This is a genomic window from Grimontia sp. NTOU-MAR1, from assembly GCF_035758505.1.
In the GTDB taxonomy this organism is placed as follows: Bacteria; Pseudomonadota; Gammaproteobacteria; order Enterobacterales; family Vibrionaceae; genus Enterovibrio; species Enterovibrio marinus.
Window position 1 is genome coordinate 2,199,871 of the sequence record NZ_CP142108.1, and the last position, 14,367, is coordinate 2,214,237.

Below are 14,367 nucleotides of genomic sequence, written 5' to 3' on the forward strand. Positions count from 1 at the left end.
AACGAAATATAACAACAAGGAATGATAGAAGGATGTTTGCGAAGATAAATTGGAACTTACGGGGCTCTGATACGCAAAAAGCGCCCCGAAGGACGCTTTTCAGCATAGAAGTAATGAATTACTTCACGCGGCTTACGTATTCACCCGAACGAGTGTCAACTTTGATCACTTCGCCGATTTGGATGAACAGAGGTACACGCACAACTGCGCCAGTGATCAGAGTTGCTGGCTTACCACCGGTACCCTGAGTATCGCCTTTCAGGCCTGGGTCTGTTTCAGTCACTTCCAGCTCAACAAAGTTTGGTGGAGTCACTGCGATTGGGTTGCCATTCCACAGAGTCAGAGTACAACGATCGTTCTCTTTCAGCCATTTGATGTTTTCGCTTACTGCTTTCTCGTCAGCTGCGATTTGCTCAAATGATTCTGCGTTCATGAAATGCCAGAACTCACCGTCGGTGTACAGGTAGTCCAGTTCCATATCGATAACGTCAGCAGCTTCAACAGAGTCGCCAGACTTGAAAGTCTTCTCCAGCACTTTGCCAGAAAGCAATTTGCGGATTTTCACGCGGTTGAACGCTTGGCCTTTACCTGGCTTAACGAACTCGTTTTCGATAATGACACAAGGCTCGTTATCGAGCATAATTTTCATTCCGCCGCGGAATTCATTGGTGCTAAAAGACGCCATGTCTATCCTCTTAACATCTTCGAAGTTGTCATAAATGCCGGACATAATAACCCGAAACGCGCCTTCTGTTGAGCAAAACTGGCTCAAAGAAATGGCAAATGCTGTCTCAGATCCTCAAAAGCTTCTGCAACAGCTTGATATAGAGCCTTCCGCCTGGGCGTCTGGCTTCAGCGCGCGCGAACTATTTTCCCAGCGTGTGCCACAAAGCTTCATCAATCGTATGGAAAAAGGTAACCCACACGATCCTCTGCTTCGTCAAGTGTTGCCAGTGATTGAAGAGTTCGAAGAAGTCAGTGGTTTCACCACAGATCCACTTGAAGAGCAGGACAATACGGTTCCAGGCCTGCTGCACAAATACAAAAACCGCGTACTGATGATTGTTAAGGGTGGCTGCGCGATTAATTGCCGCTATTGTTTCCGTCGCCATTTCCCGTATGAAGACAACAAAGGCGGGAAAGACGTCTGGCGCGAAGCGATCACGTACTTACAGCTGCATCCAGAAGTGGATGAAGTCATCCTTTCAGGTGGCGACCCACTGATGGCAAAAGATCACGAACTGCAATGGCTGATTGAAGCCATAGAGTCTGTATCGCATATCAAACGTCTTCGTATCCACACACGTTTACCTGTCGTTATTCCATCCCGAGTGACGTTAGCACTTACTCACATGCTTGAATCATCAAGGCTCGGTGTGGTGTTGGTTACGCATATTAACCATGCTAACGAGATTGACGACGAGCTTCGAGCTTCGATGGCAACGCTGAAGCAAGCAGGCGTTACTCTCTTAAACCAAGGTGTGCTGCTCCGTGGCGTGAATGATTCTGTCGATGCACTGAAAAATCTGAGCAACAACTTATTTGATGCAGGCATCTTGCCGTATTATCTGCATGTACTGGATAAGGTAAAAGGAGCTGCGCATTTTCTGATCGACGACGACGAAGCCAAAAAGCTGATGTCTGGTCTTATCAAAGAGGTCTCTGGCTACATGGTGCCACGCCTGACCCGCGAGATCGGCGGACGCGATAGTAAAACACCACTAGACCTTCACCTTGAGTGGTACTAGCAAGCAATCACCAACTAAAAAACTGCTTGCTTAGCAGTCAGTTGCAAGCAATGATGAAAAGCCCCTCTGGCATTACCTAAGGAGTGACTATGCCTGTAACTGTTCGTCCTGTAGAGCCTCGCGATATTCCTGCCATTCAACAACTTTATGCCTGCCCGAAAGCACAAGCTGGTACACTGCAAATGCCACTACCATCGCTCACGATGTGGGAAAAGCGACTCAATAATATACCGGATGACATTTACTGCTTGGTCGCAGAAGAGGATGGTGAGATAGTCGGCCAATTAGGCTTTGAAGCCAACCATAAAGGGCGAAGACGTCATGTCGGACAATTTGGCATGGCAGTGCATGACGACCACACTGGAAAAGGCGTCGCCAGCGCATTGCTTACTGCAATGATAGACTTGGCGGACAACTGGCTGAACCTGCGCCGAATCGAGTTAACTGTTTATAGTGACAATGAAGCGGCCATTGCCTTGTATCAAAAGTTTCGTTTTAGGCAGGAAGGTGTCGCGATTGATTACGCGTTTCGAAATGGGAAATACGTCGATGCGCTTTTTATGGCACGCCTGAACACTCAATAATCCAAGAAGACAATAGAGATCCGGTCATCCGGATCCTCTTATTTTAATTAATCAACAAACTCCAGTTGATGGAGATCGACAAGCGGTCCCAACTCCAACAACTCCACTTCATTACGCTCTTCAATCCATTCCTTAATTGATTTCCTATCCTGCTCTGTCGCAGAGCCATATCTGAGAGCGGAACCTATAACCAACTCGATATTACTCATACCCCCACCGCCAACAAGCAGGTGTCGGGATTCAGCAAAATCAGCAAGTGACTCGATAAAAACATCCAGCTCCTCATCACTTTCCGTATTCAGCTTCAGACTGATCACAAAGCCAAAAACTGCAAATTCATCCAGATACAGTTTCTTTCTCAATCGCTTAGAACGTTGTGATGGCATGGCTCAGGTTCCTGTCAGATAACAAGTGCTGACAGTGTAGAAGCTAGTCGAGGAGTTGTCGGTAGCAAAGGTTAAAAAACGGGAGCGGTGGTAAATATGGAAAGGGATGCAGATGTAAAAAGCCCTGACTGTCAGGTCAGGGCTTCTTCTGCTTTTTGTCTTCACTTTTTCAAAAAGTGAAAGAAAATTGGAAGCCTGGCGATGTCCTACTCTCACATGGGGAGACCCCACACTACCATCGGCGCTGTTACGTTTCACTACTGAGTTCGGCATGGAGTCAGGTGGGTCCATAACGCTATGGTCGCCAAGCAAATTCTGCTAAGTCTTCACCTTTAAAAAAGGTGAAAACCAAAATCTTGGAAAGCTGTTTGTTATTCTCGTTCTTACACATTCAAGGTTCTCTCTGAGTCCGTCAAAACCCCTTGGGTGTTGTATGGTTAAGCCTCACGGGCAATTAGTATCAGTTAGCTCAACGCCTCGCAGCGCTTACACACCTGACCTATCTACGTCGTCGTCTCCAACAACCCTTTAGAGGACTTTAAGTCCTAGGGATGACTCATCTTGAGGCTCGCTTCCCGCTTAGATGCTTTCAGCGGTTATCGATGCCGAACTTAGCTACCGGGCAATGCCACTGGCGTGACAACCCGAACACCAGAGGTTCGTCCACTCCGGTCCTCTCGTACTAGGAGCAGCCCCTCTCAATCATCCAACGCCCACGGCAGATAGGGACCGAACTGTCTCACGACGTTCTAAACCCAGCTCGCGTACCACTTTAAATGGCGAACAGCCATACCCTTGGGACCGACTTCAGCCCCAGGATGTGATGAGCCGACATCGAGGTGCCAAACACCGCCGTCGATATGAACTCTTGGGCGGTATCAGCCTGTTATCCCCGGAGTACCTTTTATCCGTTGAGCGATGGCCCTTCCATTCAGAACCACCGGATCACTATGACCTGCTTTCGCACCTGCTCGAACCGTCATTCTCGCAGTCAAGCGGGCTTATGCCATTGCACTAACCTCACGATGTCCGACCGTGATTAGCCCACCTTCGTGCTCCTCCGTTACGCTTTGGGAGGAGACCGCCCCAGTCAAACTACCCACCAGGCACTGTCCTCAATCCCGATGAGGGACCTAAGTTAGAACATCAAACATACAAGGGTGGTATTTCAAGGTCGGCTCCACACAAACTGGCGTCTGTGTTTCAAAGCCTCCCACCTATCCTACACATGTAGGCTCAATGTTCAGTGCCAAGCTGTAGTAAAGGTTCACGGGGTCTTTCCGTCTAGCCGCGGGTACACAGCATCTTCACTGCGATTTCAATTTCACTGAGTCTCGGGTGGAGACAGCGTGGCCATCATTACGCCATTCGTGCAGGTCGGAACTTACCCGACAAGGAATTTCGCTACCTTAGGACCGTTATAGTTACGGCCGCCGTTTACCGGGGCTTCGATCAAGAGCTTCGACCGAAGTCTAACCCCATCAATTAACCTTCCGGCACCGGGCAGGCGTCACACCGTATACGTCATCTTTCGATTTTGCACAGTGCTATGTTTTTAATAAACAGTTGCAGCCACCTGGTATCTGCGACTGCCCTCAGCTCTATCCGCAAGGGACTTCACCATGGGCAGCGTACCTTCTCCCGAAGTTACGGTACCATTTTGCCTAGTTCCTTCACCCGAGTTCTCTCAAGCGCCTTGGTATTCTCTACCCGACCACCTGTGTCGGTTTGGGGTACGGTTCCTGATAACCTGAAGCTTAGAGGCTTTTCCCGGAAGCATGGCATCAATGACTTCATCACCGTAGTGACTCGACATCGTGTCTCAGTGTATAGCGTCCCGGATTTGCCTAAGACACCCACCTACGCACTTGAACCTCGACAACCGTCGCGAGGCCCACCTAGCCTTCTCCGTCCCCCCATCGCAGTTATCAGCAGTACGGGAATATTAACCCGTTTCCCATCGACTACGCCTTTCGGCCTCGCCTTAGGGGCCGACTTACCCTGCCCCGATTAACGTTGGACAGGAACCCTTGGTCTTCCGGCGAGGAGGTTTTTCACCCCCTTTGTCGTTACTCATGTCAGCATTCGCACTTCTGATACCTCCAGCAGCCCTTACAGACCACCTTCTACGGCTTACAGAACGCTCCCCTACCCAGATATAAATATCTGCCGCAGCTTCGGTGTATCGCTTAGCCCCGTTACATCTTCCGCGCAGGCCGACTCGACCAGTGAGCTATTACGCTTTCTTTAAATGATGGCTGCTTCTAAGCCAACATCCTGGCTGTCTGAGCCTTCCCACATCGTTTCCCACTTAGCGATAACTTGGGGACCTTAGCTGGCGGTCTGGGTTGTTTCCCTCTCCACGACGGACGTTAGCACCCGCCGTGTGTCTCCCGGATAGTACTTACTGGTATTCGGAGTTTGCAAAGGGTTGGTAAGTCGGGATGACCCCCTAGCCTTAACAGTGCTCTACCCCCAGTAGTATTCGTCCGAGGCGCTACCTAAATAGCTTTCGGGGAGAACCAGCTATCTCCGAGTTTGATTGGCCTTTCACCCCTAGCCACAAGTCATCCGCTAATTTTTCAACATTAGTCGGTTCGGTCCTCCAATTGATGTTACTCAATCTTCAACCTGCCCATGGCTAGATCACTCGGTTTCGGGTCTACGTCATGCAACTCATTCGCCCAGTTAAGACTCGGTTTCCCTACGGCTCCCCTATGCGGTTAACCTTGCTACATAACGTAAGTCGCTGACCCATTATACAAAAGGTACGCAGTCACCTAACACGTAGGCTCCCACTGCTTGTACGTACACGGTTTCAGGTTCTGTTTCACTCCCCTCACAGGGGTTCTTTTCGCCTTTCCCTCACGGTACTGGTTCACTATCGGTCAGTCAGGAGTATTTAGCCTTGGAGGATGGTCCCCCCATCTTCAGACAAGATAACACGTGTCCCGTCCTACTCGTTTTCACGTTAAACAAGCCGTCGTGTACGGGGCTATCACCCTGTATCGCGCCACTTTCCAGAGGCTTCCACTAACTCATAAAACGCTTAAGGGCTAATCCGGGGTCGCTCGCCGCTACTGCCGGAATCTCAATTGATTTCTTTTCCTTCGGGTACTTAGATGTTTCAGTTCCCCGAGTTCGCCTCCACACACCTATGTATTCAGTGTGGGATACTGGCTTATGCCAGTGGGTTTCCCCATTCGGACATCCCAGATTCAAATGGCTGTTACTGCCTTATCTGGGCTTATCGCAAGTTACTACGTCCTTCATCGCCTCTGACTGCCAAGGCATCCACCGTGTACGCTTAGTCACTTAACCATACAACCCCAAGAGGTTTCGCAGGTTTAAACAACCAAGGTGTTCTTATAAGAACATGTTCACCCTTTTTGCCTCTGCTTTTTCTTAAAAAGCGGAAACATAAAGCGATGAACGATTTCGCCGGACTCAAATATTGTTCATCACTTCAGGAGAAGGATGAAACCAAGAACACTTGAATGTGTTTGGTGTTAATTCCGAAGAATCAACATTTGAGAACTTTTACAAACAAACTTCAGTTTGTTTAGTCAGCTTTCCAGATTTTTAAAGAGCATGTGATGTGTTCTAGTGAACAACCACTTTTTAAGAACACTCACCATTCTCTGTTCGAAGAGAAGTGTGCTTAAAGAGTGGTGGAGCTATGCGGGATCGAACCGCAGACCTCTTGAATGCAAATCAAGCGCTCTCCCAGCTGAGCTATAGCCCCGAAAGAATGGTGGGCGATACCGGGCTCGAACCAGTGACCCCCTCCTTGTAAGGGAGGTGCTCTCCCAACTGAGCTAATCGCCCACATCAGTTTTACATCCTCTGTGGAAGAAGATGGTGGGTCGTGCAGGATTCGAACCTGCGACCAATTGATTAAAAGTCAACTGCTCTACCAACTGAGCTAACGACCCAGTGGCGTCCCATAGGGGAGTCGAACCCCTGTTACCGCCGTGAAAGGGCGGTGTCCTAGGCCTCTAGACGAATGGGACGCACAGTGTCTGGCATTGGGATGCCAAACCACTCTTTACTTTTTCAACCTATACAATCTGTGTGGACACTGGTATCAATAGTATCGTTAAGGAGGTGATCCAGCCCCAGGTTCCCCTAGGGCTACCTTGTTACGACTTCACCCCAGTCATGAACCACACCGTGGTAAACGCCCTCCCGAAGGTTAAGCTATCTACTTCTGGTGCAGCCCACTCCCATGGTGTGACGGGCGGTGTGTACAAGGCCCGGGAACGTATTCACCGTGGCATTCTGATCCACGATTACTAGCGATTCCGACTTCATGGAGTCGAGTTGCAGACTCCAATCCGGACTACGACATACTTTCTGGGATTCGCTTCACATCGCTGCCTCGCTGCCCTCTGTATATGCCATTGTAGCACGTGTGTAGCCCTACTCGTAAGGGCCATGATGACTTGACGTCGTCCCCACCTTCCTCCGGTTTATCACCGGCAGTCTCCCTGGAGTTCCCGACATTACTCGCTGGCAAACAAGGATAAGGGTTGCGCTCGTTGCGGGACTTAACCCAACATTTCACAACACGAGCTGACGACAGCCATGCAGCACCTGTCTCACAGTTCCCGAAGGCACACCAGAATCTCTTCCGGCTTCTGTGGATGTCAAGAGTAGGTAAGGTTCTTCGCGTTGCATCGAATTAAACCACATGCTCCACCGCTTGTGCGGGCCCCCGTCAATTCATTTGAGTTTTAATCTTGCGACCGTACTCCCCAGGCGGTCTACTTAACGCGTTAGCTCCGAAAGCCACAGTTCTAGACTACAGCCTCCAAGTAGACATCGTTTACGGCGTGGACTACCAGGGTATCTAATCCTGTTTGCTCCCCACGCTTTCGCATCTGAGCGTCAGTCTTTGTCCAGGGGGCCGCCTTCGCCACCGGTATTCCTTCAGATCTCTACGCATTTCACCGCTACACCTGAAATTCTACCCCCCTCTACAAGACTCTAGCCTGCCAGTTCAAAATGACTTTCCCAGGTTAAGCCCGGGGCTTTCACATCTTGCTTAACAGACCGCCTGCATGCGCTTTACGCCCAGTAATTCCGATTAACGCTCGCACCCTCCGTATTACCGCGGCTGCTGGCACGGAGTTAGCCGGTGCTTCTTCTGCCGCTAACGTCAAACACTGCACGTATTAAGTACAATGCCTTCCTCACGGCTGAAAGTGCTTTACAACCCGAAGGCCTTCTTCACACACGCGGCATGGCTGCATCAGGCTTGCGCCCATTGTGCAATATTCCCCACTGCTGCCTCCCGTAGGAGTCTGGACCGTGTCTCAGTTCCAGTGTGGCTGATCATCCTCTCAAACCAGCTAGGGATCGTCGCCTTGGTGAGCCTTTACCCCACCAACTAGCTAATCCCAACTGGGCCCATCCGGTAGCGAGAGGCCATAAGGTCCCCCTCTTTGGTCCAAAGACATCATGCGGTATTAGCCACCGTTTCCAGTGGTTATCCCCCTCTACCAGGCAGGTTCCCAGCCATTACTCACCCGTCCGCCGCTCGCCGCCCAATAAATCATCCGAAGAATCTTTATTGTCGCTGCCGCTCGACTTGCATGTGTTAGGCCTGCCGCCAGCGTTCAATCTGAGCCATGATCAAACTCTTCAATTAAAGTTTTTGGCTCGATGAAATACTGTTGTTGTTTTGTCTCCGCTTTTTAAAAAAGCAGAAGCAAAACGAATTGACTGTGCCGATATAACCGAAGTTATTTCGTTTGGTCACTCAGTAAACATCGATAAATCTTTTGTCTATCAATCACGAGTGCCCACACAGATTGCATAGGTCAAATTGTTAAAGAACTTTGACTTTCAAGGCCTTAGCACATTGCGCTTCAGCAAGTAAGGCCGCGAATCTTACGCGATTCTACTATCGAGTCAAGAAAAAACTTTCATATTTTTTCATCCTAAGATGAAGAGTAAAAATCTTTTTTTGACTTCGCTCACATTGTAATCAGAGGAGCGAAAGAAAAGCCCGTTGCACTCAACGGGCTTTCTCTAAATTGGAAGCCTGGCGATGTCCTACTCTCACATGGGGAGACCCCACACTACCATCGGCGCTGTTACGTTTCACTACTGAGTTCGGCATGGAGTCAGGTGGGTCCATAACGCTATGGTCGCCAAGCAAATTCTGCTAAGTCTTCACCTTTAAAAAAGGTGAAAACCAAAATCTTGGAAAGCTGTTTGTTATTCTCGTTCTTACACATTCAAGGTTCTCTCTGAGTCCGTCAAAACCCCTTGGGTGTTGTATGGTTAAGCCTCACGGGCAATTAGTATCAGTTAGCTCAACGCCTCGCAGCGCTTACACACCTGACCTATCTACGTCGTCGTCTCCAACAACCCTTTAGAGGACTTTAAGTCCTAGGGATGACTCATCTTGAGGCTCGCTTCCCGCTTAGATGCTTTCAGCGGTTATCGATGCCGAACTTAGCTACCGGGCAATGCCACTGGCGTGACAACCCGAACACCAGAGGTTCGTCCACTCCGGTCCTCTCGTACTAGGAGCAGCCCCTCTCAATCATCCAACGCCCACGGCAGATAGGGACCGAACTGTCTCACGACGTTCTAAACCCAGCTCGCGTACCACTTTAAATGGCGAACAGCCATACCCTTGGGACCGACTTCAGCCCCAGGATGTGATGAGCCGACATCGAGGTGCCAAACACCGCCGTCGATATGAACTCTTGGGCGGTATCAGCCTGTTATCCCCGGAGTACCTTTTATCCGTTGAGCGATGGCCCTTCCATTCAGAACCACCGGATCACTATGACCTGCTTTCGCACCTGCTCGAACCGTCATTCTCGCAGTCAAGCGGGCTTATGCCATTGCACTAACCTCACGATGTCCGACCGTGATTAGCCCACCTTCGTGCTCCTCCGTTACGCTTTGGGAGGAGACCGCCCCAGTCAAACTACCCACCAGGCACTGTCCTCAATCCCGATGAGGGACCTAAGTTAGAACATCAAACATACAAGGGTGGTATTTCAAGGTCGGCTCCACACAAACTGGCGTCTGTGTTTCAAAGCCTCCCACCTATCCTACACATGTAGGCTCAATGTTCAGTGCCAAGCTGTAGTAAAGGTTCACGGGGTCTTTCCGTCTAGCCGCGGGTACACAGCATCTTCACTGCGATTTCAATTTCACTGAGTCTCGGGTGGAGACAGCGTGGCCATCATTACGCCATTCGTGCAGGTCGGAACTTACCCGACAAGGAATTTCGCTACCTTAGGACCGTTATAGTTACGGCCGCCGTTTACCGGGGCTTCGATCAAGAGCTTCGACCGAAGTCTAACCCCATCAATTAACCTTCCGGCACCGGGCAGGCGTCACACCGTATACGTCATCTTTCGATTTTGCACAGTGCTATGTTTTTAATAAACAGTTGCAGCCACCTGGTATCTGCGACTCTCAATAGCTCTATCCGCAAGGGACTTCACCATGGGCAGCGTACCTTCTCCCGAAGTTACGGTACCATTTTGCCTAGTTCCTTCACCCGAGTTCTCTCAAGCGCCTTGGTATTCTCTACCCGACCACCTGTGTCGGTTTGGGGTACGGTTCCTGATAACCTGAAGCTTAGAGGCTTTTCCCGGAAGCATGGCATCAATGACTTCATCACCGTAGTGACTCGACATCGTGTCTCAGTGTATGGCGTCCCGGATTTGCCTAAGACACCCACCTACGCACTTGAACCTCGACAACCGTCGCGAGGCCCACCTAGCCTTCTCCGTCCCCCCATCGCAGTTATCAGCAGTACGGGAATATTAACCCGTTTCCCATCGACTACGCCTTTCGGCCTCGCCTTAGGGGCCGACTTACCCTGCCCCGATTAACGTTGGACAGGAACCCTTGGTCTTCCGGCGAGGAGGTTTTTCACCCCCTTTGTCGTTACTCATGTCAGCATTCGCACTTCTGATACCTCCAGCAGCCCTTACAGACCACCTTCTACGGCTTACAGAACGCTCCCCTACCCAGATATAAATATCTGCCGCAGCTTCGGTGTATCGCTTAGCCCCGTTACATCTTCCGCGCAGGCCGACTCGACCAGTGAGCTATTACGCTTTCTTTAAATGATGGCTGCTTCTAAGCCAACATCCTGGCTGTCTGAGCCTTCCCACATCGTTTCCCACTTAGCGATAACTTGGGGACCTTAGCTGGCGGTCTGGGTTGTTTCCCTCTCCACGACGGACGTTAGCACCCGCCGTGTGTCTCCCGGATAGTACTTACTGGTATTCGGAGTTTGCAAAGGGTTGGTAAGTCGGGATGACCCCCTAGCCTTAACAGTGCTCTACCCCCAGTAGTATTCGTCCGAGGCGCTACCTAAATAGCTTTCGGGGAGAACCAGCTATCTCCGAGTTTGATTGGCCTTTCACCCCTAGCCACAAGTCATCCGCTAATTTTTCAACATTAGTCGGTTCGGTCCTCCAATTGATGTTACTCAATCTTCAACCTGCCCATGGCTAGATCACTCGGTTTCGGGTCTACGTCATGCAACTCATTCGCCCAGTTAAGACTCGGTTTCCCTACGGCTCCCCTATGCGGTTAACCTTGCTACATAACGTAAGTCGCTGACCCATTATACAAAAGGTACGCAGTCACCTAACACGTAGGCTCCCACTGCTTGTACGTACACGGTTTCAGGTTCTGTTTCACTCCCCTCACAGGGGTTCTTTTCGCCTTTCCCTCACGGTACTGGTTCACTATCGGTCAGTCAGGAGTATTTAGCCTTGGAGGATGGTCCCCCCATCTTCAGACAAGATAACACGTGTCCCGTCCTACTCGTTTTCACGTTAAACAAGCCGTCGTGTACGGGGCTATCACCCTGTATCGCGCCACTTTCCAGAGGCTTCCACTAACTCATAAAACGCTTAAGGGCTAATCCGGGGTCGCTCGCCGCTACTGCCGGAATCTCAATTGATTTCTTTTCCTTCGGGTACTTAGATGTTTCAGTTCCCCGAGTTCGCCTCCACACACCTATGTATTCAGTGTGGGATACTGGCTTATGCCAGTGGGTTTCCCCATTCGGACATCCCAGATTCAAATGGCTGTTACTGCCTTATCTGGGCTTATCGCAAGTTACTACGTCCTTCATCGCCTCTGACTGCCAAGGCATCCACCGTGTACGCTTAGTCACTTAACCATACAACCCCAAGAGGTTTCGTAGGTTTAAACAACCAAGGTGTTCTTATAAGAACATGTTCACCCTTTTTGCCTCTGCTTTTTCTTAAAAAGCGGAAACATAAAGCGATGAACGATTTCGCCGGACTCAAATATTGTTCATCACTTCCTAAGAAGGATGAAACCAAGAACATTTGAATGTGTTTGGTGTTAATTCCGAAGAATCAACATTTGAGAACTTTTACAAACAAACTGAATCAGTTTGTTTAGTCAGCTTTCCAGATTTTTAAAGAGCAATGCGATGTTCTTTCGAAGCACCACTTTCTAATCACACTCAATGAATGCGTTTAATAAGTGGCGTCCCATAGGGGAGTCGAACCCCTGTTACCGCCGTGAAAGGGCGGTGTCCTAGGCCTCTAGACGAATGGGACACATCGTTTCTTTACATTTCGACCGTAGCAATCTGTGTGGACACTGGCATCAATAGTATCGTTAAGGAGGTGATCCAGCCCCAGGTTCCCCTAGGGCTACCTTGTTACGACTTCACCCCAGTCATGAACCACACCGTGGTAAACGCCCTCCCGAAGGTTAAGCTATCTACTTCTGGTGCAGCCCACTCCCATGGTGTGACGGGCGGTGTGTACAAGGCCCGGGAACGTATTCACCGTGGCATTCTGATCCACGATTACTAGCGATTCCGACTTCATGGAGTCGAGTTGCAGACTCCAATCCGGACTACGACATACTTTCTGGGATTCGCTTCACATCGCTGCCTCGCTGCCCTCTGTATATGCCATTGTAGCACGTGTGTAGCCCTACTCGTAAGGGCCATGATGACTTGACGTCGTCCCCACCTTCCTCCGGTTTATCACCGGCAGTCTCCCTGGAGTTCCCGACATTACTCGCTGGCAAACAAGGATAAGGGTTGCGCTCGTTGCGGGACTTAACCCAACATTTCACAACACGAGCTGACGACAGCCATGCAGCACCTGTCTCACAGTTCCCGAAGGCACACCAGAATCTCTTCCGGCTTCTGTGGATGTCAAGAGTAGGTAAGGTTCTTCGCGTTGCATCGAATTAAACCACATGCTCCACCGCTTGTGCGGGCCCCCGTCAATTCATTTGAGTTTTAATCTTGCGACCGTACTCCCCAGGCGGTCTACTTAACGCGTTAGCTCCGAAAGCCACAGTTCTAGACTACAGCCTCCAAGTAGACATCGTTTACGGCGTGGACTACCAGGGTATCTAATCCTGTTTGCTCCCCACGCTTTCGCATCTGAGCGTCAGTCTTTGTCCAGGGGGCCGCCTTCGCCACCGGTATTCCTTCAGATCTCTACGCATTTCACCGCTACACCTGAAATTCTACCCCCCTCTACAAGACTCTAGCCTGCCAGTTCAAAATGACTTTCCCAGGTTAAGCCCGGGGCTTTCACATCTTGCTTAACAGACCGCCTGCATGCGCTTTACGCCCAGTAATTCCGATTAACGCTCGCACCCTCCGTATTACCGCGGCTGCTGGCACGGAGTTAGCCGGTGCTTCTTCTGCCGCTAACGTCAAACACTGCACGTATTAAGTACAATGCCTTCCTCACGGCTGAAAGTGCTTTACAACCCGAAGGCCTTCTTCACACACGCGGCATGGCTGCATCAGGCTTGCGCCCATTGTGCAATATTCCCCACTGCTGCCTCCCGTAGGAGTCTGGACCGTGTCTCAGTTCCAGTGTGGCTGATCATCCTCTCAAACCAGCTAGGGATCGTCGCCTTGGTGAGCCTTTACCCCACCAACTAGCTAATCCCAACTGGGCCCATCCGGTAGCGAGAGGCCATAAGGTCCCCCTCTTTGGTCCAAAGACATCATGCGGTATTAGCCACCGTTTCCAGTGGTTATCCCCCTCTACCAGGCAGGTTCCCAGCCATTACTCACCCGTCCGCCGCTCGCCGCCCAATAAATCATCCGAAGAATCTTTATTGTCGCTGCCGCTCGACTTGCATGTGTTAGGCCTGCCGCCAGCGTTCAATCTGAGCCATGATCAAACTCTTCAATTAAAGTTTTTGGCTCGATGAAATACTGTTGTTGTTTTGTCTCCGCTTTTTAAAAAAGCAGAAGCAAAACGAATTGACTGTGCCGATATAACCGAAGTTATTTCGTTTGGTCACTCAGTAAACATCGATAAATCTTTTGTCTATCAATCACGAGTGCCCACACAGATTGCATAGGTCAAATTGTTAAAGAACGTTGACTTGGTAGCTTGCTCTGCGAGCCGCTTGCCGTGTCGATGTGGCGCAGTATAGGGACTTCGAAATTTGGCGCAAGTGGTTTTTTGAAAATAATCACACTTTCGCGTTCAAGTGTTCAAATAACGCCCAAAAACAGTATTTTTGTATAAAAGATGAACAGATTTTTTCAGATCTTTGATGATCAGGATCAGAGGCCACGATCCAGATTTCGACAATATGTCGTTTCAATGACTGTTTTGTTTACCGCAAGACTATTCA

General features: G+C 50.0%; 4 protein-coding genes, 5 tRNA genes and 6 rRNA genes. 2 read left to right on the forward strand and 13 right to left on the reverse strand.

All coding sequences use genetic code 11. The features are described from left to right. Window positions 1-118: 118 nt before the first annotated feature. Window positions 119-685: an elongation factor P gene (efp, locus tag VP504_RS09970; RefSeq protein ID WP_002535616.1), complete on the reverse strand. Its 567-nt coding sequence runs from the start codon at window positions 683-685 to the stop codon at window positions 119-121. A 34-nt stretch (window positions 686-719) separates the two neighbouring features. Between efp and epmB the strand changes: the two genes are divergently transcribed. Together epmB and VP504_RS09980 are read left to right on the forward strand one after the other, a co-directional pair. After that, the gene (epmB, locus tag VP504_RS09975) at window positions 720-1,748 is read left to right on the forward strand and encodes an EF-P beta-lysylation protein EpmB (RefSeq protein ID WP_325891042.1); all 1,029 of its coding nucleotides are present in this window, start codon (window positions 720-722) and stop codon (window positions 1,746-1,748) included. An 89-nt stretch (window positions 1,749-1,837) separates the two neighbouring features. Next, window positions 1,838-2,332 (forward strand): GNAT family N-acetyltransferase, encoded by a 495-nt coding sequence (locus VP504_RS09980; protein WP_325891043.1) that lies wholly within the window; start codon window positions 1,838-1,840, stop codon window positions 2,330-2,332. A 47-nt stretch (window positions 2,333-2,379) separates the two neighbouring features. On the opposite strand, the gene VP504_RS09985 is transcribed toward VP504_RS09980, so the two are convergent. The 12 genes from VP504_RS09985 to VP504_RS10040 form a co-directional block, all read right to left on the reverse strand. Next, a complete protein-coding gene (locus VP504_RS09985) occupies window positions 2,380-2,718 on the reverse strand; it encodes a 50S ribosome-binding protein YggL (RefSeq protein WP_325891044.1) in 339 nt (112 codons plus the stop codon). Window positions 2,719-2,911: 193 nt separating this feature from the next. Beyond that, window positions 2,912-3,027 (reverse strand): 5S ribosomal RNA (rrf, locus tag VP504_RS09990). Window positions 3,028-3,151: 124 nt separating this feature from the next. Continuing rightward, window positions 3,152-6,039 (reverse strand): 23S ribosomal RNA (locus tag VP504_RS09995). Window positions 6,040-6,387: 348 nt separating this feature from the next. Then, a tRNA-Ala gene (locus tag VP504_RS10000) sits at window positions 6,388-6,463 on the reverse strand. A gap of 7 nt (window positions 6,464-6,470) precedes the next feature. Then, a tRNA-Val gene (locus tag VP504_RS10005) sits at window positions 6,471-6,546 on the reverse strand. Between the two features lie 31 nt (window positions 6,547-6,577). Beyond that, window positions 6,578-6,653: transfer RNA gene (locus VP504_RS10010), tRNA-Lys, on the reverse strand. A 2-nt stretch (window positions 6,654-6,655) separates the two neighbouring features. After that, a tRNA-Glu gene (locus tag VP504_RS10015) sits at window positions 6,656-6,731 on the reverse strand. 87 nt (window positions 6,732-6,818) lie between these two features. Then, window positions 6,819-8,371: ribosomal RNA gene (locus tag VP504_RS10020) — 16S ribosomal RNA — on the reverse strand. 394 nt (window positions 8,372-8,765) lie between these two features. After that, window positions 8,766-8,881: ribosomal RNA gene (gene rrf / locus VP504_RS10025) — 5S ribosomal RNA — on the reverse strand. Between the two features lie 124 nt (window positions 8,882-9,005). Then, window positions 9,006-11,893 (reverse strand): 23S ribosomal RNA (locus VP504_RS10030). A 333-nt stretch (window positions 11,894-12,226) separates the two neighbouring features. After that, window positions 12,227-12,302: transfer RNA gene (locus VP504_RS10035), tRNA-Glu, on the reverse strand. Between the two features lie 62 nt (window positions 12,303-12,364). Beyond that, window positions 12,365-13,917: ribosomal RNA gene (locus VP504_RS10040) — 16S ribosomal RNA — on the reverse strand. The 16S, 23S and 5S rRNA genes sit together here with 5 tRNA genes alongside, the layout of an rRNA operon. Window positions 13,918-14,367: the final 450 nt, after the last annotated feature.

What these genes read in the sequence shown, in the direction of transcription:
- efp (WP_002535616.1), bottom strand. Translation starts at nt 685, where the DNA reads ATGGCGTCTTTTAGCACCAATGAATTCCGCGGCGGAATGAAAATTATG.
- epmB (WP_325891042.1), top strand. Translation starts at nt 720, where the DNA reads ATGCCGGACATAATAACCCGAAACGCGCCTTCTGTTGAGCAAAACTGG.
- VP504_RS09980 (WP_325891043.1), top strand. Translation starts at nt 1,838, where the DNA reads ATGCCTGTAACTGTTCGTCCTGTAGAGCCTCGCGATATTCCTGCCATT.
- VP504_RS09985 (WP_325891044.1), bottom strand. Translation starts at nt 2,718, where the DNA reads ATGCCATCACAACGTTCTAAGCGATTGAGAAAGAAACTGTATCTGGAT.